This is a genomic window from Actinomadura luzonensis, from assembly GCF_022664455.2.
GTDB classification, from domain to species: domain Bacteria; phylum Actinomycetota; class Actinomycetes; order Streptosporangiales; family Streptosporangiaceae; genus Nonomuraea; species Nonomuraea luzonensis.
On sequence record NZ_JAKRKC020000003.1, the window covers coordinates 1,098,271 to 1,120,792 of the forward strand.

The following is a 22,522-nucleotide window of genomic DNA, read 5'->3' on the forward strand; positions in this document are numbered from 1 at the left end:
AGAACATGTACAGTCACGGAGAGTCAAGTCCTAGGCGCCGATCGTTTCGGGTTCCTACGAGCCTCGCCTCGCTCGTTCCTGCTGACTCAAGGGTTCCTCGCGACGAGCGCCGGCAACACTGTGATCGCCCCCGGGACTGAATGCACAGGGGGTGCTTTTAGGGGTGCTTTCGGCCCTCGACCAGGAGAAACACCGAGACCAAATTTGTGGAGTTCGAGCCGCGCAAGCGCTGTACGCGCCATGATGCGAAGGCGCGGATATCCGGAGGTGAACGTGTCTCGAATGCCCAATGTTGCACTCGCGCAGGCCATGCGGCGTGCAGATTGCTCAAATTCGGGACTTGCTTCGCGAGTGCGGCAAATTGCCCAGAAAGACGGCATAAACCTGAGTTGCACTCATGTGGACGTCAAGCGATGGCTTGATGGCGTGAAACCTCGGCCTGCGACGGCAAGATTCATCGTCGAGGCCCTCTCTCAGAAGGCCGGCGTGACGTTCTCGTTAGACGACCTCGGCTTGGGCAGCGTCGTCACTCCGGAGACGCTTGAAGCCACCCTCGCCCACGGCGGCGGGATATCCGACGTCGGAAGCCTCTTGCTGGGTCTAACCCGGCGGGATCTCGCTGACGATCCCGTCGCGCTGGAGTCCGTGATCGTTCCGGACGCCTGGAACGAGGCTCTGATCGCGTGGCTGCTGTCGCGGCCTGAGCCGCATCAAGTCAAAGAGACCGCTCGTCCATCTGTGGGCGTGTGGGACGTGCACGCCATCCGGGCAACAACCGAGATCTTCGCGAACATGGGATTTCAGTTCGGCGGCGGCCACGCACGTTCCGCGCTCATCCAGTATTACAACCGCGAAGTCGTCCCCATGCTGGGCGGCAGATTCACGGAGCCGGTAGGACGATCCTTGTACGCGGCGGCGGCAGAAATCACCGAACTGGTGGCCTGGTCGGCTTACGACCTCGGCAGGCATGGGCTCGCCCAGCGATATTTCCTTCAAGGGCTACGCCTCGCGCAGGCATCGGGTGACCGCATGATCGGCGGTCTGCTACTCGCTGATATGAGTCATCAGGCCAACTACCTCGGCCGGTATAACCAGGCGATACAGCTTGCGCGCGCCGCCCAGGAAGGATGCAGGGACGTCTCCACCGCCACGCCCATGGCCTTGTTCTACGCCATGGAAGCGCGAGCCCACGCAGGTAACGGTGACGAGGCCCAATGCGCACGGGCCTTGCTCCAGGCCGAGAAGTATTTCAGCAAGCGCAACGTAGAGGATGACCCGCCATGGTCACGCTACTTCGACGCTGCGGAGCTGGCGAGCGAAGGCGCGCACTGCTATCGCGACCTCAGGGTTCCCTCGCAGGCCATGGAGTTCGTCGGTCAGGCCGTCGATCTCTGTGATCCGATGTACGTGCGGACGCTCGCCTTCGACCGCCTCGTGCAGGCTGCCAGCTACGTCCACATGGGGCAGCCCGCGAAGGCCGCCCTGGTGGCGCTCGAAGCCATCAACCTTGCCGGCCCCCTCAAGTCCGCGCGTTACCTCCGGTATATCCGAGATCTGAAAGCCGACCTCGCAGGCTTTGGTTGCGAGGATTCGGTCATGGCCTTCAACACTCTCATCGCCGAAAAGTATCCTTCCCTCGGCACCTAGAAAGCCCGCCACTGACGGGGCGAGTCCGGATTCTGGAGACAGAAAAGGCGATTACGGAACTCGCGAGCGATGGCCTCGTCTTCGTTGACGTTCTGCATCAACCATGTAGTCATCTTGAATTCGTTGATGTCCCGGAGGACGGGATAGCCCTCCCAGCCCAGTACATCGAAGCCGTAACGCTCCGCGAACTGGTCATATTCGGCACGGGTACCCCAGCCCAGGGAGTGTTCAATGGCTGTGACGGCGAGATCGGTCTCAGGAGGGCCGAAGGCAAAACGCTCAAAATCGATCAGCACGATGGTGCCGTCAGTGGTCTTGATGAGGTTGTCAGAGTGGGCGTCGCCGTGTACGGCACAGGCGGGAAGAGGGAAATGCAGGGCCTCATAGGCTGCCCGGAGCTCCTGGTACTTCCTGAGCAGGAATTGACGCTCCTCGGCCGAGAGGATGCTGGTCGAGGAGATGCGCTCCAAGACGCGCCCAAGGATGTCCATCTGTGGCAGTGCTAGATCCTCAGGGACCGGCATGCGGTGGAGAGCCCGCAAGACCTCGGCCAGTTCGGTCAAGGTCGCAGGACCGCCGCCGTTGTCGATGAAGTGCCAAAGCGTGACGGGCCTGTCTCTGACCACGAGAGGCTGGGAGTGATGGGTTGTTCGCGCTGCTGGCAGTCCCGCCTCATGGAGCCAGGTGGACACGGCCACCTCTTTGCGAGCATCGTCCAGCACATCCAGGTTCCGCGCGATGCGCACAACGACCCGTTCTGCGGCCAGAACGAAAAGGGCGTTCTCACCAAGGCGGATCAGCCGCGCGTCTCCGCTTGCGAGGCCGGCGACCCTGCAAGCTTCCTGGAGGGTTGCCTGTGCTTCCTGAGAGGTGAACGGGACTGTGGCTGGCTGGAACACGGTCACTAGGAGCCCTTTGGTTGTGCCTTGACCACGCGGCCTCTTCCGGCCCGCTTCTCGACTATCCCTTCTGCTTCTAGCAGCGCGAACGCCCGCCTGACAGTGATACGACCAACGCCTTGCTCTTGAGCCAGTGCATTCTCTCCGGGAAGCACAGCACCAACGGCGAACCTCCCGCCCGCTATGTCCTGCCGCAGGACGGCGGCAACATCGTCGGCACGCGTGCGTGCGTAGTCAGGCCCACCGACGAACCACCCCTTGCCGTGAACCGCGGAGATCAGACGTTCAGCGGCAAGCAGTTGGAACGCCTGGCGAACAGTTCCCTTCGAGACGCCGTACTCATCCGCAGCCACCGCTTCGCCCGGTAGTTGCTGGCCAGGTGTCAGTTCGCCGGTCTCGATGCGCTTGCGTAGAGCCTCGGCGATCGTTTCGTACTGGGTCGAGGCCGCCCGGCCGGCGCCTGGCGGACCGTCCCCCACCACTCTGCGTCCGCGGCCTGCCTCGCTGGCCACCAGTCCTGCCCGCTCCAGCTCGGCGACGGCCTGCCGAACGGTTCCTCTGGCCACGCCGTACGTTCGAGCAAGGTCCGCCTCGGAGAGCAGCATGCCGCCGGCGGGCGGATCTCCTTCGCGAATGCGGCGGCGAAGGTCCTCGGCTATCCGTACGTAGGTGGGGCCATCCTTCGCCTTGCTCATCGCGCTCCCTCGCCGAGGCATATCGTCTCTAGGGTAGGGCGGACAGGCTAGGACCTGCGATGGGTCGCGGCTCCATGCCTCATCACGAGTCTTCCCGTGGTGGAGCCAGGAGACGCGGCATGACGCCATGTCGGCCGAAATGCCCTCGTCGCCCCGACAGAGCACAGGCGATCGAGGCACTGCCGCGCGGCCGCAGTGAATGCAAGTGCGGCGTTAGTCAGTCTGCTCCTTGCGAGCGCGCCCGCCCTGCCGGCGGGCTCGTGGAGGGACTTCGTAGAGGTCTACGCATCGATGCGTCTTCTCAAATTCAGCGATGAGCGTCGTCCAGACTGCACGCGCGTGCGGATAGCGTCCCCTGCCAGCCTCTTCATAGTCCCCGGAATAGCCGACGCGCAGGACGAGGAACTGCCCGCCCTGACTCGCCCACTCCAGTGCCCCACAGCACGAGGTCTCCGTGATCCGAAGACGATCCTTGGACGGACGTCCGTACGGCTCCCAGCGCGGCGCAGGCGCATCAGGAGGTGACATGGCCGCTCGTCTCCTCGACGGCGTACTCCTGTAGGTAGCGGTAGACAATGCGACGGCTGCGCTGCCAGGTACACGCGAAGGCGAGTGCCAGGAGCGTTTCTGAGACCAGCTCATGCCGAATGCCGAAAGCGACCTCCTCGGCGGTCAGCTTGGGCATCGGCCTCGCACACCAACTGCCCTGCGCGTCGCGCCAGACGTAGAACCGCCTGAAGGCGCCATGCAGCTCATCAGACAGGACGTCAGGCACGTGAGGTCCATATAGGTGATCTCCCGGGTATTTTCGTGCAGACCCTGCTCTACGCTGCTCCCCGCGATCAACGTCCGAGGTCACGGCGCACCTCTCTGCGCCTGCGCAGAATCACCCACGCCCGATGCCCGTTGTGGTCTCCCGATGCGCCGAAGGATGTGGCGGTGCTGGACAGTTCAGCAGTCTCGAAACCTCCCGAGTAATCGCTGCCGCCCGGATCTTGCACCTCGATGCGAAGGCTGTCCTGACTCACATCTATCTGCGTGTGGATGCGCTCGCCCTGTCCGGTGCGCCGAATGGCAGCGGACACCAGGGCGCGAGCCGCCTGCTCGGCGGCATATGCGAGATCCGGCCGTTCGGCTTGCGCGATGCCACGCACCCAAACGCCCACACTGTCGATGCTGTCCGGAATGGGCGGTACCGATTGCTGATACATCACAAGCCAAACCTTCTCGGGTAGGTCTCGATGCGTCCCGATAAGCTTGAAGCTTCCCGGCAAGGCTGTCAAGCTACCCGAGTGAATCGAGAAGACGAGCGCCCTTTGTACCTGCGAGTCGCCGATCAACTGCGCGAACGCATCAGGTCCGGGGAGTTGCAGGAAGGAGATCGGCTACCCTCCGTGCCAGGGCTCGCCGCTGATCTCGGCATCTCACGCTCCACGGCCTCCGAGGCGCTGAAGGTGCTCATCTCGGAGGGTCTTGCCGTCGCGCGATCCGGATCCGGCACATTTGTTCGGCTGCCTCGAGAGCCGCAACGCCTCATTCGCGCGTGGTACCGAGCGACGCCGTACGGCTCACCCTTCATGCAGGACATGCATCGACAGGGCCGCGAAGCCGGCTGGAGCTACGAATCGAAGACAGTCCAGGCCTCACCGGAGATTCGCGACCGCTTGGGCCTCACCGAGAGCACGGGCGACGCGGAAGATGTCGTCCGAACTGACTACGTCTTCTTGGCGGACGGGGAGCCCGTCATGCTCTCAACAAGTTGGGAACCGCTCGTGGTTACACGCGGGACGCCGATCGTCCTACCGGAGGACGGCATGCTGGCGGGCCGCGGAGTGGCCGAACGCATGCTGAGCATCGGCATGCCCATCGACGACTGGGTGGAGGAAGTCGCAGCCCGGCTTGGAACGGCCGAGGAGTGTGAGCGGCTACGGCGTGCGGCTGGCTCGATCATGGTGACGATCAAGCGCACGTACTACTCGGCAGACACCCAGGTCGAGACTGCTGACATCGTGGTACCGGCCGACCGGTTCACACTGGTCTACAGCGGCAAGATGGGATGCGTTCCCGAGCAATAATCGCTCATCGATCCACCGAACCAACGTCACAACTGGTGAAGCAGGTTGCTCATGCGTTCGGCGAACGGCTGCGGCCTTCACTCGTTCAAGGACCCAACGCCCTGGCTGGCCATAGCATGCATCGTCGATGTCGGAGCCGCCCAAGCGTCGCATGCAGATTGTGGAACGTCGTCACCGAAACGAGCTGAGTTCGTGCTAAATATGCCTCGGGCCGTGGAGAACACGGATCCTGCTGGGCGTCCACCGAGGTCTCTTCTCAGAGATCACGACTGCCCTCAGGAGCGCGCCTCTCCGGACTCCGGATCATCGGTAGACTGTGCCGGTTGCTCCGGCGCGATCAACTCGCCGGGAGAGGCAGTTGCTTTTTCGCTAGGAGTTGCGCGACGTCGCTTCTCTGCCTCCATCGCCAGTGGTCCCGTGAGGTCAACCAGCGCTCCCGCATAGCCGAGGCCCTCAAGCAGTTGCCTCCGCCAATCGTTCGCCTCATGCACCCGGCCCTCGCCATAACAGCGGGCTACGCCTTGCCTAAGCGCTTGAATCATATATTTGGGCATATATGGCTCCATTTGGGCGGTTTTGTCCAACTCAAGCCAAGGCAGCACTCGCCTCTCTTCGTGCGAGCCAAGTCGAATCCATTCTAGAGGCGCTTCTAAGTAAACAATTGACATCTCCGGGCCATCGTGAACCAGCTGTGACTCCACGAAGCGTCCGCGCAGGTTGTTGTCCGAAACACGCCAAAGGTGCAGGGAGCCTCTCCCACCCCCACCCTTGACCGACCAGTAGGTTCCATCCATGCAGCCATCACTGTACCTTCCCACGAAGGACCATTTCCTATCGAGATACGGCCCGTGGATGCGCCATATGTGACCGGAAACGGATTGACGGTGATGGCGGACACGCATCAGCTCAACAGACCAAGGCACTCCTCTCATTGCGGGATCATCGGCGTAGTATGTGACCTGATACCACAGCCCGGCCAAGGCGCCTGATCGCTCGTAGTACGCCTTGGCCACTAGGACCAGCGCAGACCAGACGCCGGCGCCTAAAACACTGATGAGGATGTTCGAAAACCATTCGCTCATGTCGTCTCTCTACACCGATATGCTGGCACTCTAGTCAGCATCGCCCGGATGGCAACCCTTCACACGGAAATAGATCCCAGGGAACCATCGAACTGACACAAGAGCTCGCCTCTTCAATGATCCAGTCGGATCTGATCAGTTCCGTCCGATGCGTTCGCCATGTGGTCTATCTCTTGAGAGATGCTTCTGAGCTGTGGAGATACTGGCCGTGTCAGCAACATCTGCTGCGTCCGCACGCGCCAAGTGATTGGGTCGCCTGCTGCAAGCGTGGGGCAACCTGATCATTAGAGGAGGATGCATTTCGCCTGGAATGCACCTCGGCGAACTCGGTGACCGACTTGGAACCTGCTGCGGAGTTGCAATGCAGGCGTCCCAAGCACTGCCGGTCTCGCTCGTGAGTCAGTCGCAGTGAGCCCTTTTCATCCTGAGTAGCGGCGTTCTTCGATGAGCTGCAGGACGAGGATGGCCTGCACGATCGTGGTGGCGCGGTGCGGGCAGCAGCGCAGCCGGGTCAGAATCTTCCAGGTCTTCAGGGTGGCGACGGCGCGTTCCCCGCAGGCACGGATGCGAGCGTGTGCGCGGTTGACCGAGCGCTGATGGCGCGACAGCGGCGGCCGCAGCCGATGGCCTTTGAACGGCGTGCGGATGCTGCCGCCCGCGCCTTGATAGCCCTTGTCGGCGAAGGTCTTCACCCCTGCCGCGGTCAGCGCGTTGATCAGGCCGGTAGCGCGTGCCGCGGTCAGGTCATGCGTGGCACCGGGCAACGCCGGCGAGACCCACACCAGCCGGCCAGCGGGATCGGCCAGGACCTGCACGTTCACGCCGTGGCGGCGGTGTTTACCGGAGTAGTACGGCCGTTCGTCGGCCAGCCGGTCGATCGGGATCAAGGTGCCGTCCAGGATGGCGTAGGCCAGCCGGCCGGCGCGTAAGACGGCGGCGCGGACGTCGTCGGCGAGCAGGGCAAGCAGGTCGATCGCTTCGCGGACGTAGCGCCAGGCGGTGCTGGTGCCGATGGCGAAGCCTGCGGCCAGACGCGCGTAGGTGTCACCGTTACGCAAGTGGGCCAGGACGAGCAGGGCTTGCCGAGACGCATCCAGGCGCCGCCACCGGCAGCGGCGCTCGGCACGCCGGACGCGGATCAGCTCGGCCAGACGGGTCAGGGTGTGATTGGACAGCGGGATCGCGGCACGGTATGACAGCAACGAGGCTCTCCGGTAGAGGCATCGGATCTTGGTCGACTGCTGTCTTACCGGGAGCCTCTCTTCGTGCCAACCCTTCCCGGCGCCGCCCCTTGCTGACCAGCGCGATCAGGTTGGAAAAGCCTCAGTAGTTGGCACAGCCTGCGTCATGTGCGGGTTTTGGGCTAACAGCCACGTGCATGGACCCACTGTGGACCAGCGGCCTGCCCAGAAGGGCACCCAGCACCCAAACCTGCAGGTCAGCCGATGTACGCAGCGGTGATCAGCAACCCTCTCCGGAGCCGGGTGCGTAGGTTCGAATCCTACAGGGGGCACTCAGAAGAAGGGAATCATCCGTGATTCCCTTCTCTGCGTTGGCGGAGGTCGCAATCTCCCTGGTCAACGTCATGATCAGCGGCATGCTGCTCTCCTTCACGGTGATGCGGATCAGAACTTTGTGAGCGTCCGCGCGGTAGCGGAGCTCCAGGTTGAAGGCGTCGAAAAGCTTGCGCTGAAGGTCCTCTCCGATCGTGGAGAGGTTGGCCGCCACCTGTGGAAGCCCCTCCAGCAAGCCGTGGTCCTCCTTCGGGGGAGCATTGGCAGCGAGACTTTTGACCTCCTCGGCCTTGATCTCGCGCTGGCCCGGTCGATGTCGTCATCACCCGTCGGCTCGTATTCCTCCGATAGGGTGCTGCTCACCGCATAACACCCGTGTCCACACTTCGGGGCGAGCCCCAATTACGCCTTCGAACTCGTTAACGGGCTACTGGCATACCGTGTTCAGCAGCGATCGTAGCGGTCAGGCCTTCGCTTTCACGACGCTGTGCGATGAGCGTTTCTATTCTGGCTGCCACCGTCGGCAGTCCGCCGTCGCCGAGCGTTTGGCCGTCCCGCAGCCGGATGAGGTGGCGAATGACGGTGAGGTGCTCGGCGAGAGTGGCGGGCCCTGCCGGATAGGTGGCATTCAGCAGCTCGGAGGCGATGCCAGGAGCTCCGGTGACCACGTGTTCGAGTTGCTTGACTGCGGTATCGGTGAACTCGGCGACATCGATGCCTGCCGCCCGCACGGTGTCGAAGGCTCTCAGCAGGCCGAGTTGGGCGTCGTACCAGAGGCCGAAAAGGGTGAGATCCCAGATGGCGGCCGCTTGTGGTGCCTCTCCCACGAAGTGCGGTGTGCTCAGCAGGCCCAGGAGTGCGCGGTGTCGCTGAAACGCCGATCGTGAGCCGCCGTAGAGGATGGTCGCCGCGTCGGTGCCGATCACCTCCGGCGAGGTCTGGATCCCCGCATCGAGATAGGACGCTCCCAGCGCGGTCACCCGCTGGGCGGCGCGTTCCGCCTCGTCGGGGGTTCCGGTGCACATCGCGACAATGGTTCGTCCGGACAGGTCTCCGTCCAGTTCGGCGAGGCACTGCTGCACGGCGACGTAGTCGGTGAGGGTGAAAAGGGCCAGCGTGGCAGAGGACACCGCTTCTCTCACCGACCCCGCCGGCCGTGCCCCGGCGGCGGCCAACGGGTCGAGGCGACTCGGTGTACGGTTCCACGCCACCACGTCGTGACCATGGGCGAGGAGGTGACGTGCTACCGCACTGCCGATGGCACCCGCGCCGATCACGGCAATCTGATGGTCAGAGGCATTGGGTTCCGTCATAGCGATGATCTTGCAATATCAACCCCACTTGAGGTCAAGGTGTGATTTGCGATCGTTTGTCCGTGTTGACTTCAGTGTCTTGAAGCTCGCTTCGACGTGCGGGTTGTCGTTGGAGGTGCGGGGCCGGGAGTGGGACTTGGTCACGCCCAGATCGATGTGGAGTACGGCGAGGGTTTTGGAGGTCATCGAGCTGCCGTGGTCGGCCTGCTGGGTGAGGGTGCCTTGGTCGATGCCGTGTGCGCGCGGTCGCTTCGATGAGGTGCCGGGCCAGGTCGGCGGACTGACAGGAGGCGACCATCCAGCCGGCGACGTAGCGGCCGAACAGGCCGATGATGAGGGCGTCGGTCGGCAGCTCGGGCACGGCCCGGGGCGGATGAGCGTTCCCTGCACCTCGATCACCTGGTGGGTCTGGCCGAGTTCGGCGCGCAGCCGTTCGACCTGCGCCTGCAGCGCTTCGATTCGCTTGTCGCGCGGGTCGGCCTTCGGCCGCCCGACCGGGCGGGCCAACGCCTGCTCCACGCCGTGGTCCCGCAGGCGAGCTCGCTGCCCCGGCCGGGCACGTAGGTGTGCGCCGAGTCAAGGGCCGCCAGGAAGATGTCCGCCGTCAGGTCGGCGGCGAAGTGAGGATCGCTCACCCGCCGGACCACGAATCTCATGACGGCATCGACGTGGCGGCGGTAGAAGGCCTCAAAGGCCGTGGGGTCGTCGTGAAGGCGCACTGGCCTCGGTCCCTTCGTCGTTCGCCCTTACACCCCTACTTGGATCGGGTGGCGAGAAGCGTTTCAGACTTTGTTCGACGACACCTCAGATCGAAACCTTCACCGGCGACAGGGCCAGGCGCAGCCAGGCACTGGAGCGCCAGTTGTCGCGCATGGCCGCGCTGCTCGGCGGCGTGCATCAGCCCGCGCTCGACCCGTACCTGATGCAGCGACCGAGCTCGTCAGCCGAGCCAGGCCCGGCCGGTCACCGGATGGCGCCTGACACGCTCCTGGGCGGGACAAGGCTTCCGCTCCACAGCAGGAACGGGAGCGAGGGCGGAAACAGGCAGGAAACCTTCTCTGGCATAGGCATGACCTTGAACCGTCACGGTCGGCGAGACGTTGCCGCCCGCGACGACTGCCTGGATACCCCCAAGGAAGGATTCTTCTCGTGAATCGTGCGACAGCGGCCGGCCTGGCCGGGCTGGCCTGCGCCACGTTGACGCTGAGTACTTTGCCCGCCGCGGCGGCCTCCGCCATGAGCCGGCCCCGTCCGGGGGATGTGCAGCAGGCGCTGGAGGAACTGGCCAAGACGCCCGAGGTGGTGGGCGCCATCGGCGAGGTCTACGTCGACGGCGAGCGCGTCGGCAAGGGCTCGGCCGGCACCCGCCTGCTGAACGGCAAGGGCGGCAGGATCCCGACCGGCGCGCGCTTCCGGGTCGGCTCCCAGACCAAGCAGATGACCGGCGTCGTGGTGCTGCAACTGGTCAAGGAGGGCAAGCTCAAGCTCGACGACAAGCTCAGCGACCTGCTCCCGGAGGTCGCCGAGAAGGACCTGGTGGAACGCGCGAGCGAGATCACCCTGCAGCAGCTCCTCCAGCACACCTCCGGCATCCCCAACTTCCTGCAGGACAAGGTGGTCGACACCTTCGACTTCACCACCTACTACCCGCCGATCGAGCTGGTGAAGAAGACCCGCACTCTGCCCCGGACCCAGGAACCGGGAGCGAGGTACTCCTACTCCAACACCAACTACATGCTGCTCGGCCTGATCATCGAGAGGTACACCAAGCACACCCTGGCCGCCGAGTTCGAGCGGCGCGTCTTCGACCCCCTCGGCATGAACGACTCCTACCTGCCCACCACGTTCCCCGGCGGCATCAAGGGCCCGCACGGCCACGGCTACTTCCCCGACAGCACGGGCCAGCTGCGCGACGTGGACCGGCACAACATGAGCTACGGCTACGCCGCCGGCGGCGTCATCTCCACCGCGCACGACATCAGCGCCTTCCAGCGGGCCTTCGCCCAGAACCGGCTGCTGCCCGAAGATCTGAAGAAGGTGCTCATGGGGCCGCCGGCCATCACGCCGCAGCCAGGACAGCCGTCGGGGCAACCGCCCGAGGGCGGGGGCGGTCAGCAGCAGCCCGCGCTGCTGTGCGGGGGCCAGCCGGCGATCATGTCGGTCAAGGGCAGCGGCCCCGGCTTCAATGCGGTCACCTTCGTCTCACGTGACGGCCGCACGCGGTTCGCCCTGTCGGCCACCCTGGCCGTCCCCAACACCGACCAAGCGCTGGATCCGCTTCTCGTGAAGGCCGCCGAAGCGGTCCTCTGCCCGAAGGACTGACAACAGCGAGGCAACAGCGGCTCCGTCACGCTCATGGCCTTGACCCCGTCTCTGGCGCGACGGCACTTGCCGCGCCCGCGATCGGCCGTCGCGCCGCATACGCGAATGAAGTGCGGGTCTGCCCTCCCCCTCCTCCAGAGCCCGAGGCGGACACGAGTCGGGAGGGGCGGGGCAAGCTGAATGATCTCTGCGGGTTGACATTCTCGTCAGCCGTAGGGTCCGCGGTCCTCGAAGCACGGCACGCGGACAAGCGCGGGGCTGGGCTTCCCCTCACGGGCACCGTTATCGGGTCGAGCATCGCGCGCGGCTGTGCCTGAAGAGGACATGGGTGACGCCGAGGCGCAAGCGCCGTTGTTGTGAACGCATGTTCATGATACTGTCGTGGACAGCTGTTCACGATGGCATGAACGCCTCGGGCGACCGCCTCCATGCCTAGGCGGCCCACCGGCCGAGGATGCCGCGTCCAGCGCCCGATTCCCGTTGGAGGCCACATGACCACTGATCGCAAAAGCCCCACCGTCTCTACGTCCAGGACGAACGTGCAGGTGCTGGCGTGGTGCGGCGCCAACGCGCTGATCACCACCGTTCACCACGTGTACGGCGCCGTCATCTACGGCACCCCTGGGCGTTATCACGCCGTCCTCGCCGCCGCGCTGCTGCTGGCTCTGGACGTGGCCGCATACGCTTGGGCCCGGCGCCCTGCCGGCGATGATGCTGTCGCCCGGGTGGCTTGGTGGATCCACTGGTCGGTGTCCCTGGCCGGTTTCGTTCTTTCGTTCGGGCTCTTCGAGGGCCTGTACACCCACGTGCTCTCCCCGCTCCTCCGAGGGGGCTACGTGACGCCTGGGCAGCCGTTCGACCTGTTCTTCGAGGCCACCGGTGTGCTGCACGTCCTCCCCGCCGCCGTGACGGCGCTGCTGCTCGTGCGCCTGTTGCGCGAGCGTGGCCAGGCGGTGACCGCGTGAGCGACAGCACCAGAGCATGGCGGCATGCGCACCGGATCGCGGGCAGGCCGTTGATCGGCGGCGCCCAGCCCGCCCGCCACGATGTCCACGACGGGAGGCGTCAAGGCCACGTCGGGAGCCTGTGGTCCCGGACCTTCCACGAACGAGTCAGGACGAGACCCGCATGAAGGTCATAGTCCTGGGCGGTTACGGCGCCATCGGCTCCCAAGCGGTCGCTTATCTCCGGGAGATGGCTGCGCACGTCCTGGCCGCAGGACGTGATCCAAAGCGCGCCGATCTGCTGATCGACGCCGGTCATCCCCACGGCCTCGATCGCGTGTTGAAGGACGTGGACGTGGTGCTCAACTGCGCCGGCACAGAAGATGCCGCCCTGGCGGAGCAGGTCACCCGCCACGGCGCGGCTTTCGTGGACATCACGGCGAGCGCGGAATACACATTCGCCATCGAACGCCTCAAGCCGTCCGCCCCCATCCTGCTCAGCGTGGGCTTGGCCCCAGGTTTGACCAACCTGCTCGCCGCCGCGGTCCAGCACGAAGCGCCGGCCCAGCCCATCGACATCGCTTTGTTGCTCGGCGCCGGTGAGCGTTACGGCAAGGCTTCCACCGCCTGGGCGTACCAGTTGCTCGGTCAGGACTTCGCCGATCCGGCGACGGGCGAAAGGATCCGCAACTACAGCCGTCCCCGGCGCTTCCACCTGCCCGTGTACGGGGTGCGCCGTCTGCTTCGGGTCGACTACAGCGACCAGCACGTCCTCCACCGCGACCTCGGCGTGCCCGTCCGTACGTATTTCGGGCTCACGTCCCGTCTGGCGACCGCCGCCCTGGCCGCCCTGACGCGTCTTCCCGTGGCCGCTCACGCGGTGCCTTCCTGGCACCTCCCAGGCGATCAACGCTGGTTGGCCCTGTCGCGCAGCGCCAACGGCCGCACCCATACGCTCGGCGGCCAGGTCCAGGCGCAGGCCACCGCCGCGATAGCGGCCATCGCCGCGCTGAAGGCCGCCCGCCTACCGCGCGGGGTCCACCACCTCCACCACGTACTGGATCTATCGGACCTCGCAGCTCTGCCGATAAGGCTCCATCCCTGGTATCCGCCGACCCCCGAGCCCAACCGCTGAATCGAGAAAGGTACGGTCATGCCTCTTATCACGGTCACCCGGTTCCAGATCGACCCCGCCGACACCGAACAGTTGCGGGCCCGGCACGCCGCCCTCGTCGCCGCGACCAGAGCCGCAGTGCCAGGGCTGGAGGAGGCGTGGCTGGGCAGAGTCGACGATGAGCACTGGGCCGGCATCTGGCGCTGGGACTCGGCCGCCAGCCTGTCGACGGCCCGGCAGGCAGTGGCCGGCAGCCCTGAAGCCGCCGCCGCCTTCGCGCTTACCCGGGAGGCCGGCGCGGAAGACTTCGAGATCCTCGACGAGCACTGACGATCCGCAGCCGACGCCGACCGTCTCACCTCAGGGGACCCCGTAGTCCCGCGGGCGCATGCATCACGGCGTCACCGAGAACGGGCTCGCTGAGGATACCGCCGTCACGGTGGAGCAGCTTTCGCTCTCATCCATCCCGATCCTCCCCCGATCGCGAACAGCGATTCCCAACCTCGGGTTCACAAGGAGTCATCACCGCATGGACGTCGTCAACCACGATCAATTCCAGGCCTGGAACGGCGCCGAGGGCGCCGCGTGGGCCAAACCCCCGAAGCAGGGCGAGAACCGGGGCTCCACGGAGACCTGCCAGCGGCTGATCGCCATCGCCGGTATCGGCCCGGAGGACCGGGTGCTCGACATAGGGTGCGGAACAGGCACGACCACCCTGCTGGCCGCGCGGCAGGCCACCGACGGGAGCGCCGTCGGCGTGGACCTGTCGGCGCCGATGCTGCGCCAGGCCCGCCTCGCCGCCACGGCGGCCGGGATCGGCAACGCCGTCTTCGAGCAGGCCGACGCCCAGATCCATCCGTTCCCCGATGGCGCTTTCGATGTGGCCATCAGCATGTACGGCGTCATGTTCTTCGCCGATCCGGTGGCCGCGTTCGCCAACATCGGGCGGGCACTGCGGCCGGGCGGGCGCTTGGCCGCCGTGTGCCCGCAGCCACCCGAGGAGTGCGCCTGGTACGTGATCCCCGTCGCGGCCCTGCTCGGCGTCCCGCCGGCGCCTCGGGAGGTGGTCGCCCGGTATCCAGGGGATCGCCCTGCCATGTTCTCCCTGTCGGATCCCGCTCGTCTGCGCGACGTCCTGGTCAGGGCCGGTTTCGCGGACGCGTCGGTCGAACCGGCACGGGTGCCGCTGAACTTCGGCCGGACGGCGGACGAGGCCGCCGAGGCCCTTCTCGCCAGCGGTCCCGCGCGTTACCTCGTCGAGCAGGACGAACTGCTCTCCTGGGGGGAGGCGCAGGCCAGGCTGGAGGCGGCGCTGAAGCCGTACGAGAGCTCTGCGGGCGTGCTGCTGCCGGGTGCCCAGTGGCTGGTCACCGCGCACGCGCCGGGCTCGCTCGGGAAACGCCGCCAGCCATCATGAACAATCGTTCATGGTAGGCTTCCGGGGTCACGATGCAGTCGCAACACTGTGGAGGGGTCATAGCACCGGCCCGACGTGGGGCCGCCGCGACGGCGGCGCTGCACGCTTCGATGATCGATCACGCAGCCCGGCTCGTCCGTCGCGACGGGGCCGACGCGCTCACCATGCGGGCGCTGGCCCAGGAGGCGGGATGTTCCCTCGGCATGCTGTACAAGATCTTCGACAGCCGGGAAGCACTCGTTCTCGCGGTCGTGGACCGGCAGTTCCGGGACCTCACGGCAAGCCTGGAGGAGATCGTGGCGCGGGCCGGCACGGGCACCGTGGCGGAGAACCTAGGGCGGTTCGCCGAGGTGCTGCTGGGCCCGGCCGCCGAAGTGATCAAGCTGGCCGCCGGGGTGCCCGTACAGGATCGGGGCTTCCACGACTCGGCCATGGGCAGCGGGTTCGTCGACGCCCTGCCGACCACCGTCACCCGCTACATCGCCGCCGAGAAGCGCCTGGACAGGATCGGGGCTCGGGTGGACGAGCACGCGATCGGGTTCCTGGTGACCGGAGCAGTGCACAATTTGCTTGTCTCCGGCGAGGCGTATCCCCGGCCGTCGCTGCCCGAGGTGCGGGAGTTGCTGGGCGCGCTCGCCGAGCTCCTGGTGGACAGGTCCTGAGCCCGGCGAGACCGTAGCCCATCCCACGAAGGGACCCGCAGCCGCGTCCGCGGCTTGATCGGCCACCAGCACCTCCCGTGGTTCCCTGCCGAGTTCCCCGAGACGAACATCCGCGTCGAGATCGTCCAGCACGCTTTCCGGGTGCGCTCGCCGACCATGGCGACGAATGCCCTCACCAGCTCATCGCCCTCCAGGCATGGCGTCTCGGTACCGCCCGCCAGGGGCGTTCGGTGATCACCGGAGCTTGACGTACGGCGTTACAGGCTATTCCCACTTGACTGGTAACCAGCCTTCGTGGTTCGTTATGGACTAAACACGTTTTGATAGTAACGGAGCCTTCGTGGTCACCTTCCTACCGCCCTCTCCTGTCCCACTCAGGTGTGCCCTACCTGCTTGTCGTCGCGCTGACGGTCAAGCTGAGCACGCCGGTGCTCAGTCTCGCGCTGCTCCTGGCGGCCCTCGACCGGCTCGGCGGCCGGCTCGTTCACCGCCACGGCAGGCGCAGGGTCTTCACTGTCTGCCCCGCCGCCCACGCGGTGTCCTACGGTCTCCTGCTGATGGCCCACCAAGCCAGGTCCGCCGCGATGGTCGTCGCCCCGGAGCCCCGGACGCCGGCTGAGTCGGCTGGCCGGACCGCTCACCCACCGCTCAACTCTGGTGCTGCTGGTCCTGGCCGCTCTCGGCACCTTCTCCTTCGGCGGCCTGGGCACCGCCGTCGCCGGCCACTTGACCGGCCCCGACGGCAACGGAAGCCTCGCGTTCCTCACCGCGGCGGTGGTCTCCATGCCGGCCGCGCTCGTGCCCGGGCGAACCGGTCCGCATGACGACGTCAAGTGCTCCCGCGTCCATCCAGAGATTTGAGATGTAGGTCCCGTGCATACCGTCATCCGTACCAGTCACCTTCTAGACGCGGACCGATTCGAGTACTGGACCGAATCGGTCTCCCGGATTCTCGTGCCGGTGAGGGCTCCATGCATCTGCTCGACCTCGGTCCTGCGCAGATCAGCCGCGTGACTTTTTCATCCGTCCACACGCGAAGAACGGACAAGCTCACGTTGAAGGCGTACGCTAATGAGGCGGGCGCGCTGGGCGAGATCGGCGTGCTCCGACGACCCAAGGCGGCACGTCTCAGCCTCGCGCCACAGGCAGACGCGTCACGGGGTGGACAGGAGCGCCCCAGGATGCGCTTGGCGTCCATCTATCGCCCCATCGCGGAGAACCTCGGGAACCCGGGGCTGACGCCCGCGACGATCGCGGCCGCTCATCACATGTCCACGCGTTGTCATTGGGACCTCGATGGTTCGACGCTGCGGCACTGGCCGATCCACGCCACAGCCGCCGGCTGGGGCATCGAGGATGCAGCACAATTCGCTCTCGCATATCGGGCTAAGTTCGGTCATACAGCCCAGGAGTACCGGCGGGCCGCCATCGAACGCTTCCTGACCGCGATCGAGGGAACCGACGACGCCCGTGGCCGGGACGATCGGCGGGAAGGCGCGTGAACCCGTGAACCTGACCCATCTGAGGCGGGGGTGGCGGTTCGCCGGGGAGTGCCTGCTTCCCGTTGCGGTGGCCGTTCCGCTGGTGGCCGACCTGTTCTGTGCGCCCGGTCGGGACGCTCTCGACCTCGCCGCCGTCATGGTCGGTTCGCTCGCGCTCGTGGCCTGGCGCCGGGCTCCCCTGGTGCCGCTACTCGTCACCACCGCCTGCATGCTGGTGCACGTGCTCCATGCCCCAGCCGGCCTGTCGGCCGCTCTCCCGGTTCTAGTGTCAGTGTTCGCCGCGGCACGGGCCGGACATCAGCTGCTCGCCGCGCTGGCCGGCGTGGTCTTCCTCGGCGCCGGTCCGGCGATGAGCCCGGCCGCCGACTCCAGCCACCCCGGCCACGGGTTCGCCGGAAGCACGGGCCTGCTGCTCGGCTGGTTCATCGCCTCCGGGCTGGTCGGCGTGGTGATTCGGCTCCGGCAACCGTGCCTGCGGAAGGCGGAACAAGACTCGGTCGACGCCGAGCGCGTACGCGAGGAGGACGCCAGGTGGCGGGCGGATCACGAGCGGCTGCGTATCGCCCGGGAACTGCACCACTCTCTCACCCAGAACATTTCGGTCATCAAGGTCCAGGCCGGGGTGGCGGTCCATCTGGCCCGCAAGCGTGGCGAAGAGGTCCCGGCGGCCCTCCTGGCCATTCAGGAGGCCAGCGGTGACGCCATGCGCGAACTGGGCGCCACCCAGCACGTACTGCACGACCCCCGTTGAGAGGCAGAGGCAAGCCCGTACGGCGTGGCACGGTTCGCAGCTCCGGCAATCTGCTGCTGACCGACCTGGCCGCCACCCTGCTCACCGAGCGCGGGGGCCCGGCCGTCTACGTCGAGGCGTACGGCATGCCCGGACGCGAGACGTATGGGCTACGCAAACGCACAAAGCAGGCGCACTACCAGCAGACGGGCATCTTGGTCGTGGAGTGGGACGTGACCGGCCCCCTACGTGCCTGACCGGCGGGACGCCCCCAGTGAGACGTGTCTGCGGAGGTGACGAAACGCGACGAGGCGGGCACCACCAGGCGGAGGGTGCGCTCGCGGGAAGCGCCGCCCGTGACCTCGCGCAGTGGCTGGCCGAGCTCACCCCCGACCGGCTCGTCGCGCTGCTGGATGCCCCGGCCGCATCCGGGTGCCGCTGCTGGTGCGCGAGCACCTCGGCCTGGCCGGGCCTACGAGCGGGCCCATCCCGGCAGTGGTGACGTGCCGGTGCTACGCGGCCGTGCCGCGCTGGCGGTTTCGGGGCGCTCGGCATTTCACCCGGAGGCAGCGTCACCGCCCGGATCGGCGATGTGGCGCTGGGCCGGCTGCCGGTCGTGAGGGCGGTCCCGGGACGCATGTGCGGCGGCCTGAGCCTGTTGTTGCCCTTGGATGTCCTGCCGACCGCGCAGCTCGCACAGGCGCCGTCGACGACGGCCTGGACAACTGGCTTGCCGGACAGGCCGTATCCGTCACCACCATGAGCACCTCCACGCTGCTGGTCCTCGGGATCCGCGAGTTCGCGGGCGAGCGCGTCGGCGACGGGCGCGGGGGTGCCGAGGCGGGCGGCCTGCTCCGGGAGGGCGGCCAGGGCCGGGCGCGGTCAGGTTTCGCGGTAGAGCACCAGGTGCTCGTGGTAGAGCACGCCGTCCCGCACGTCGCCGGTGGCGGTGAAGCCCAGGTCGTCGTGGTAGTCGAGGTGGGTGCCGGTGACGGTGTAGCAGCCGGTGTAGGCGCGTTTGCGGCCGTCGCGTTCCTCTTCGTAGCGGCCGTTGGGGAGGAGTTCCTGGCGGATGCGCCCGTCGGCGGTGACCCACATGCCGACGTACGGGTGAGGGGCGGGCTCCGGGCGGCCGGCGGCCGGAGCGGCGCAGGCGAGCAGTGTGGTGAACAGTCCGAACAGGTGCAGGGTGTTTCTGAACATCGGCGGGCTCCTTGTCAGTGATGGGTGACGGGTGACGGGCCGGCGTGGCTGGTGAGGAGGTGTGGCGGTTGCGCCGGCGATGGTGCGGCCGGTCAGACGCGGCGGTCGGCGTGTCCGGCGGCGGTCAGGACGCGGTCGCGGGAGGCGCGCACGTCTTCGCGCAGCGCGGCCAGGTCGACGTCCAGGACGGTGCCGGCCCATTTGCGGACTTGTCCGGCGATGAAAACGGCGTCGATGTTGCGCGGATCGGAGCCGAGGACGAGGGTGCCGATGGGGTCGTTGAGCGGCATGTTGTTGAGGTCGTCGGCGCGTACGACGAGCACGTCGGCTTGTTTGCCGGGGGTGAGGGAGCCGGTGACGTCGCCCAGGCCGATGCTTCTGGCGCCTTGCAGGGTGGCGAGGTCGAGGACGTCGTGCACGCCGATGCGGGTGGGCTGGTGGCTGGTGCCGTAGGCGGCGTGGGCGGCGCGCATGCGTTGGATGGCGTGCAGGGCGCGCATCTGGGTGAACATGTCGCTGGCCAGGGCGACTTCGACGTCGATGCTGAGGCCGGGGCGGATGCCGGCGGCGAGGGCCTCGTCGATGGCGGGGATGGCGCTTTCCAGGCCGATCTGGGCGTCGGAGGTGGGGGCGAGGGCGACGCCTGTGCCGGTGTCGGCCATCGCCTGCCAGGCGTGCGGGGTCAGGCCGGTGCAGTGGATGAGGCAGACGTGCGGGCCGAGCAGGCCCTGCTTGGCCCAGTCGAGGATGGCCTGGGAGGAGGTCGGGCCGAAGACGGCGTCGATGCTGATGCCGATGCCGAGGTCGCGGGCGGTGCGGGCGAGGTGGTCGCCGTAGGCGAGGTCGGGGCCGGCGACCTCGTCGGTGGCCAGGGCGGCCAGGCGCAGGGTGAGCAGGGGGTTGCCGGCGATGTGGGTGTCGTGCAGGCGGGTCAGGTCGGCGGGCCACTGGCCGTCCCAGTGGCCGAAGTGGGGGCGCATGGAGGCGTGTACGCCGCGGATGCCGGTGTCGGCCAGCGCGCGGACGGCGGCGTCGGAGTGGGCGGCGGTGCGGGAGTTGTGGGAGAAGTCGAGCAGGGTGGTGATGCCGCTGTCGATGGCGGTCAGCGCGGCCAGGCGGGTGCCGATGTACATGTCCTGCGGCTGGTAGGCGGGGGCGATGCCGGCCAGGGTGGAGGTGACGTACTCGCCGAGGTCGTTGACGTCCGGCATGATGCGGCGCAGTTGCGCCTCCCAGGCGTGGCGGTGGGTGTCGACGAAGCCGGGGGCCAGGATGGCGCCGGTGAGGTCGACGGTGAGCGCGTCGCCGGCCGGCAGGTCCGCGCCGACGGCGGCGATCCGGTCGCCGTCGATGAGCAGGTCGGCGCGGGGCAGGACGCCCAGCTCCGGGTCCATGGTGACGATGGTGGCGCCGGTGAGCAGGATGCGGCGGCCGGGGCGGCGCAGCTCGTCCAGGGTGGGGGTCATGGCGTGGTCTCCTTCAGGGCTGGGTGAGGTACTGCCACTTGGTCATGCGGTGGCGCGGGTCGACGGTGGCGGCGTTGGCGGAGAAGGTGCCGTCGCCGCGGTGGTGGTACTCGCCCGCGCCGGGCGGGAGGCGGGGTCAGACGGCCTGCGCGGTGGGCAGGATGGTGATCTCGGTGAGGTTCACGTGGCGGGGCGAGGCGGCGATGAACGCCACCGTCTCGGCCACGTCCGCCGATCGCAGCGGGTCGATCTCGGTGAGCAGCCCTTCCATGAGGGCGCTGGCGTCGGGGTCGGTGACGTGGCTGGGCAGCTCGGTGTCGACCATGCCGGGCTCGATGGTGGCCACCCGGATGTTTCGGGGGCCGAGTTCGACGCGCAGCAGCCGGGTGAGGTGGCTGATGTAGGCCTTGGTGCCGGAGTAGACGGAGAACTTCTCCAGGATCCGGGTGGCCGCGATCGAGGAGGTGGTGATCAGGTCCGCGGGGCGGCCGGCCTCGGCGGCGGCGGTCAGGTGCGGCAGGAAGGCGCCGAGCACGTTCATGACACCGGTGATGTTCAGGTCGATCTGGCGTTGCCAGTCGTCCTGGCGAAGGTCGGTGATCGGCGAGATGAGCTGGACGCCGGCGTTGTTGACCACCAGGTCGGCGGTGCCGAGCCGGTCGGCGACCTGCGCGGCGGCGGTCGCGACGGCTTCCCGGCCGGTGACGTCGACGGCGATGGCGACCGCGGTGCCGCCGGCGGCGCTGATGGACGCGGTCAGCTCCTCCAGCTTGTCCTTGCGCCGGGCCAGCGCGGCCACGCTCGCGCCGAGTTCGGCCAGGCGGAGGGCGGTGGCGGCGCCGATGCCGCTGGAGGCGCCCGAGACGACGGCCACGCGGCCGGCCAGCGGGGTTCCGGTGAGCAGAGCAGCAGGAGACATGGCAAAGGCCTCTTTCGGGTGAGTGTGCGGGGTGCCCGCGGTCAGGGCAGGCCAGGTGACGTGCGGCGGGCTGCCGGTCAGGCTGTGGCGTCGTCGTGGGCGGTTGCGGCGGACTTGTCGCGCCAGGGGGCCACGTCCTGCTCGATCTGGTCGAGCTTGACCTGCAGCCGCTCCAGGGTGTCCGGGCCCAGATACAGGTGCGTGGGCAGGGTGTCCTGGCGGGTGACCTCGTAGATCAGGGCCGCGCCCTTGACCGGGTCGCCGAGCTGGGTGTGGTTGGCGGTGCCGGCCCAGTCGAGGGTGACGTGGGCCGGGGTGCCGTCGTAGGCGTCGATGCGGGAGGCGGCGACCGACAGGGAGCTGGCGTCCAGGAAGTCGGTGCGCAGCACGCCCGGCTCGACCACCATCGACTGGATGCCGAACGGCTCCAGCTCCTTCGACAGCGCCTCGCTGATGCCCGCCACCGCGAACTTCGAAGCGCTGTACAGGCTGACGCCGGGCTCGCCCTCGAAGCCGGACCGCGAGCCGATGTGCACCAGCTTGCCGGAGCCCTGGCGGCGCATGACGGGCAGCACGGCCCGGGTCATGTCGATGAGGGCGAAGACGTTGAGATCGAACAGGGAGCGGGCTTCGGCGTCGCTGATCTCCTCCAGCGCGCCGAGCAGGCCGCGGCCGGCGTTGTTGACCAGGACGTCGATCCGGCCGAACCGGTCCACGGCGGCCTGCACGGCGGCCGGGATGGCGGCGCTGTCGGTGACGTCGAGGGCGACAGTGAGCACGTTGCCGGCCTTGGCGAGGTCGTCCGGGACGCGGTCCGGGTCGCGGACCGCGATGACGACGTCGTCGCCCTGCGCGAGGGCGGTGCGGGCGATCTCGGCGCCGAGCCCGCGGGATGCTCCGGTGATGAACCAGGTGGCCATGACGGTGTCCTTCGTTTTCCGTTCCGTTTGGCTGACTTCTAGGAGTTTGCCCAGGTCAGCGAGGTGGAAGAAGGCCGCGAGTTTCCTGGGAGTGATGT

25 protein-coding genes and 1 pseudogene are annotated in these 22,522 nt (G+C 67.2%); 12 read left to right on the plus strand and 14 right to left on the minus strand.

Annotated elements, in window-relative coordinates; all coding sequences use genetic code 11:
• The first annotated feature begins 282 nt into the window (after positions 1-282).
• Positions 283-1,647: an NsdA family TPR-like regulatory protein gene (locus MF672_RS50175; RefSeq protein ID WP_507161389.1), complete on the plus strand. Its 1,365-nt coding sequence runs from the start codon at positions 283-285 to the stop codon at positions 1,645-1,647.
• Here the strand turns inward: MF672_RS50175 and MF672_RS50180 are convergent.
• From MF672_RS50180 to MF672_RS50195, 4 genes are all read right to left on the minus strand, one after another.
• Positions 1,644-2,552: an aminoglycoside phosphotransferase family protein gene (locus MF672_RS50180; protein ID WP_242377639.1), complete on the minus strand. Its 909-nt coding sequence runs from the start codon at positions 2,550-2,552 to the stop codon at positions 1,644-1,646. The genes MF672_RS50175 and MF672_RS50180 overlap by 4 nt on opposite strands.
• The gene (locus MF672_RS50185; RefSeq protein ID WP_242377637.1) at positions 2,552-3,241 is read right to left on the minus strand and encodes a GntR family transcriptional regulator; all 690 of its coding nucleotides are present in this window, start codon (positions 3,239-3,241) and stop codon (positions 2,552-2,554) included. Before MF672_RS50185 ends, MF672_RS50180 begins: the two co-directional genes overlap by 1 nt.
• A 514-nt stretch (positions 3,242-3,755) precedes the next feature.
• On the minus strand, positions 3,756-4,016 hold the full coding sequence (locus MF672_RS50190; protein WP_242377634.1) for a hypothetical protein: 261 nt from the start codon (positions 4,014-4,016) through the stop codon (positions 3,756-3,758).
• A gap of 67 nt (positions 4,017-4,083) precedes the next feature.
• Positions 4,084-4,452 (minus strand): hypothetical protein, encoded by a 369-nt coding sequence (locus MF672_RS50195; RefSeq protein WP_242377632.1) that lies wholly within the window; start codon positions 4,450-4,452, stop codon positions 4,084-4,086.
• 81 nt (positions 4,453-4,533) lie between these two features.
• Between MF672_RS50195 and MF672_RS50200 the strand changes: the two genes are divergently transcribed.
• Positions 4,534-5,316: a GntR family transcriptional regulator gene (locus MF672_RS50200; protein ID WP_242377630.1), complete on the plus strand. Its 783-nt coding sequence runs from the start codon at positions 4,534-4,536 to the stop codon at positions 5,314-5,316.
• A gap of 275 nt (positions 5,317-5,591) precedes the next feature.
• On the opposite strand, the gene MF672_RS50205 is transcribed toward MF672_RS50200, so the two are convergent.
• From MF672_RS50205 to MF672_RS52395, 6 genes and pseudogenes are all read right to left on the minus strand, one after another.
• On the minus strand, positions 5,592-6,398 hold the full coding sequence (locus tag MF672_RS50205) for a hypothetical protein (RefSeq protein WP_242377628.1): 807 nt from the start codon (positions 6,396-6,398) through the stop codon (positions 5,592-5,594).
• Between the two features lie 419 nt (positions 6,399-6,817).
• Positions 6,818-7,600: a transposase family protein gene (locus MF672_RS50210; RefSeq protein ID WP_242377626.1), complete on the minus strand. Its 783-nt coding sequence runs from the start codon at positions 7,598-7,600 to the stop codon at positions 6,818-6,820.
• A 259-nt stretch (positions 7,601-7,859) separates the two neighbouring features.
• Positions 7,860-8,147 carry a hypothetical protein gene (locus MF672_RS50215; protein ID WP_242377623.1) on the minus strand — a complete coding sequence of 96 codons (288 nt, stop codon included), beginning with the start codon at positions 8,145-8,147 and terminating at the stop codon, positions 7,860-7,862.
• Between the two features lie 184 nt (positions 8,148-8,331).
• Positions 8,332-9,225, minus strand: a complete 894-nt coding sequence (locus MF672_RS50220; protein WP_242377621.1) for an NAD(P)-dependent oxidoreductase — start codon at positions 9,223-9,225, stop codon at positions 8,332-8,334.
• Between the two features lie 18 nt (positions 9,226-9,243).
• Positions 9,244-9,744, minus strand: coding sequence for a hypothetical protein (locus MF672_RS52390; RefSeq protein WP_407654829.1), 501 nt, complete (start codon positions 9,742-9,744; stop codon positions 9,244-9,246).
• An 83-nt stretch (positions 9,745-9,827) separates the two neighbouring features.
• A pseudogene (locus MF672_RS52395) lies at positions 9,828-9,881 on the minus strand (hypothetical protein); the annotation flags it as partial.
• A gap of 493 nt (positions 9,882-10,374) precedes the next feature.
• Between MF672_RS52395 and MF672_RS50230 the strand changes: the two are divergent.
• From MF672_RS50230 to MF672_RS50275, 10 genes are all read left to right on the plus strand, one after another.
• Positions 10,375-11,547 carry a serine hydrolase domain-containing protein gene (locus MF672_RS50230; protein WP_242377616.1) on the plus strand — a complete coding sequence of 391 codons (1,173 nt, stop codon included), beginning with the start codon at positions 10,375-10,377 and terminating at the stop codon, positions 11,545-11,547.
• A gap of 491 nt (positions 11,548-12,038) precedes the next feature.
• A complete protein-coding gene (locus MF672_RS50235; protein WP_242377614.1) occupies positions 12,039-12,512 on the plus strand; it encodes a hypothetical protein in 474 nt (157 codons plus the stop codon).
• Positions 12,513-12,675: 163 nt separating this feature from the next.
• Positions 12,676-13,626 carry a saccharopine dehydrogenase family protein gene (locus MF672_RS50240; RefSeq protein WP_242377612.1) on the plus strand — a complete coding sequence of 317 codons (951 nt, stop codon included), beginning with the start codon at positions 12,676-12,678 and terminating at the stop codon, positions 13,624-13,626.
• Between the two features lie 18 nt (positions 13,627-13,644).
• On the plus strand, positions 13,645-13,935 hold the full coding sequence (locus MF672_RS50245) for an antibiotic biosynthesis monooxygenase (RefSeq protein WP_242377610.1): 291 nt from the start codon (positions 13,645-13,647) through the stop codon (positions 13,933-13,935).
• 58 nt (positions 13,936-13,993) lie between these two features.
• Positions 13,994-15,022: a class I SAM-dependent methyltransferase gene (locus tag MF672_RS50250; protein WP_242377608.1), complete on the plus strand. Its 1,029-nt coding sequence runs from the start codon at positions 13,994-13,996 to the stop codon at positions 15,020-15,022.
• Between the two features lie 110 nt (positions 15,023-15,132).
• Positions 15,133-15,684 (plus strand): TetR/AcrR family transcriptional regulator, encoded by a 552-nt coding sequence (locus MF672_RS50255; RefSeq protein WP_242377605.1) that lies wholly within the window; start codon positions 15,133-15,135, stop codon positions 15,682-15,684.
• A gap of 657 nt (positions 15,685-16,341) precedes the next feature.
• Positions 16,342-16,545 (plus strand): hypothetical protein, encoded by a 204-nt coding sequence (locus MF672_RS50260; RefSeq protein ID WP_242377603.1) that lies wholly within the window; start codon positions 16,342-16,344, stop codon positions 16,543-16,545.
• A gap of 110 nt (positions 16,546-16,655) precedes the next feature.
• Positions 16,656-17,186: a helix-turn-helix domain-containing protein gene (locus MF672_RS50265; RefSeq protein ID WP_242377601.1), complete on the plus strand. Its 531-nt coding sequence runs from the start codon at positions 16,656-16,658 to the stop codon at positions 17,184-17,186.
• Entirely contained in the window at positions 17,155-17,937 is a 783-nt protein-coding gene (locus tag MF672_RS50270) for a histidine kinase (RefSeq protein WP_247815821.1), read from the plus strand. Before MF672_RS50265 ends, MF672_RS50270 begins: the two co-directional genes overlap by 32 nt.
• Entirely contained in the window at positions 17,934-18,173 is a 240-nt protein-coding gene (locus MF672_RS50275; RefSeq protein WP_242377596.1) for a hypothetical protein, read from the plus strand. Before MF672_RS50270 ends, MF672_RS50275 begins: the two co-directional genes overlap by 4 nt.
• Positions 18,174-18,798: 625 nt before the next feature.
• Here MF672_RS50275 and MF672_RS50280 read toward each other — a convergent pair.
• The 4 genes from MF672_RS50280 to MF672_RS50295 all read right to left on the minus strand — a co-directional run bounded on the left by MF672_RS50280 (position 18,799) and on the right by MF672_RS50295 (position 22,424).
• Positions 18,799-19,119: an Atu4866 domain-containing protein gene (locus tag MF672_RS50280; protein ID WP_242377593.1), complete on the minus strand. Its 321-nt coding sequence runs from the start codon at positions 19,117-19,119 to the stop codon at positions 18,799-18,801.
• 92 nt (positions 19,120-19,211) lie between these two features.
• Positions 19,212-20,585, minus strand: coding sequence for an amidohydrolase family protein (locus MF672_RS50285; protein WP_242377591.1), 1,374 nt, complete (start codon positions 20,583-20,585; stop codon positions 19,212-19,214).
• 136 nt (positions 20,586-20,721) lie between these two features.
• Positions 20,722-21,504 carry an SDR family oxidoreductase gene (locus MF672_RS50290; protein ID WP_242377589.1) on the minus strand — a complete coding sequence of 261 codons (783 nt, stop codon included), beginning with the start codon at positions 21,502-21,504 and terminating at the stop codon, positions 20,722-20,724.
• A gap of 77 nt (positions 21,505-21,581) precedes the next feature.
• Positions 21,582-22,424 (minus strand): SDR family NAD(P)-dependent oxidoreductase, encoded by an 843-nt coding sequence (locus tag MF672_RS50295; RefSeq protein WP_242377587.1) that lies wholly within the window; start codon positions 22,422-22,424, stop codon positions 21,582-21,584.
• Positions 22,425-22,522 lie beyond the last annotated feature (98 nt).

Coding starts and splice junctions, on each gene's coding strand:
- MF672_RS50285 (WP_242377591.1), bottom strand. CDS start 20,585: ATGACCCCCACCCTGGACGAGCTGCGCCGCCCCGGCCGCCGCATCCTG.
- MF672_RS50175 (WP_507161389.1), top strand. CDS start 283: ATGCCCAATGTTGCACTCGCGCAGGCCATGCGGCGTGCAGATTGCTCA.
- MF672_RS50220 (WP_242377621.1), bottom strand. CDS start 9,225: ATGACGGAACCCAATGCCTCTGACCATCAGATTGCCGTGATCGGCGCG.
- MF672_RS50195 (WP_242377632.1), bottom strand. CDS start 4,452: ATGTATCAGCAATCGGTACCGCCCATTCCGGACAGCATCGACAGTGTG.
- MF672_RS50280 (WP_242377593.1), bottom strand. CDS start 19,119: ATGTTCAGAAACACCCTGCACCTGTTCGGACTGTTCACCACACTGCTC.
- MF672_RS50290 (WP_242377589.1), bottom strand. CDS start 21,504: ATGTCTCCTGCTGCTCTGCTCACCGGAACCCCGCTGGCCGGCCGCGTG.
- MF672_RS50205 (WP_242377628.1), bottom strand. CDS start 6,398: ATGAGCGAATGGTTTTCGAACATCCTCATCAGTGTTTTAGGCGCCGGC.
- MF672_RS50265 (WP_242377601.1), top strand. CDS start 16,656: ATGCATCTGCTCGACCTCGGTCCTGCGCAGATCAGCCGCGTGACTTTT.
- MF672_RS50245 (WP_242377610.1), top strand. CDS start 13,645: ATGCCTCTTATCACGGTCACCCGGTTCCAGATCGACCCCGCCGACACC.
- MF672_RS50240 (WP_242377612.1), top strand. CDS start 12,676: ATGAAGGTCATAGTCCTGGGCGGTTACGGCGCCATCGGCTCCCAAGCG.
- MF672_RS50185 (WP_242377637.1), bottom strand. CDS start 3,241: ATGAGCAAGGCGAAGGATGGCCCCACCTACGTACGGATAGCCGAGGAC.
- MF672_RS50295 (WP_242377587.1), bottom strand. CDS start 22,424: ATGGCCACCTGGTTCATCACCGGAGCATCCCGCGGGCTCGGCGCCGAG.
- MF672_RS50235 (WP_242377614.1), top strand. CDS start 12,039: ATGACCACTGATCGCAAAAGCCCCACCGTCTCTACGTCCAGGACGAAC.
- MF672_RS50250 (WP_242377608.1), top strand. CDS start 13,994: ATGCATCACGGCGTCACCGAGAACGGGCTCGCTGAGGATACCGCCGTC.
- MF672_RS50255 (WP_242377605.1), top strand. CDS start 15,133: ATGATCGATCACGCAGCCCGGCTCGTCCGTCGCGACGGGGCCGACGCG.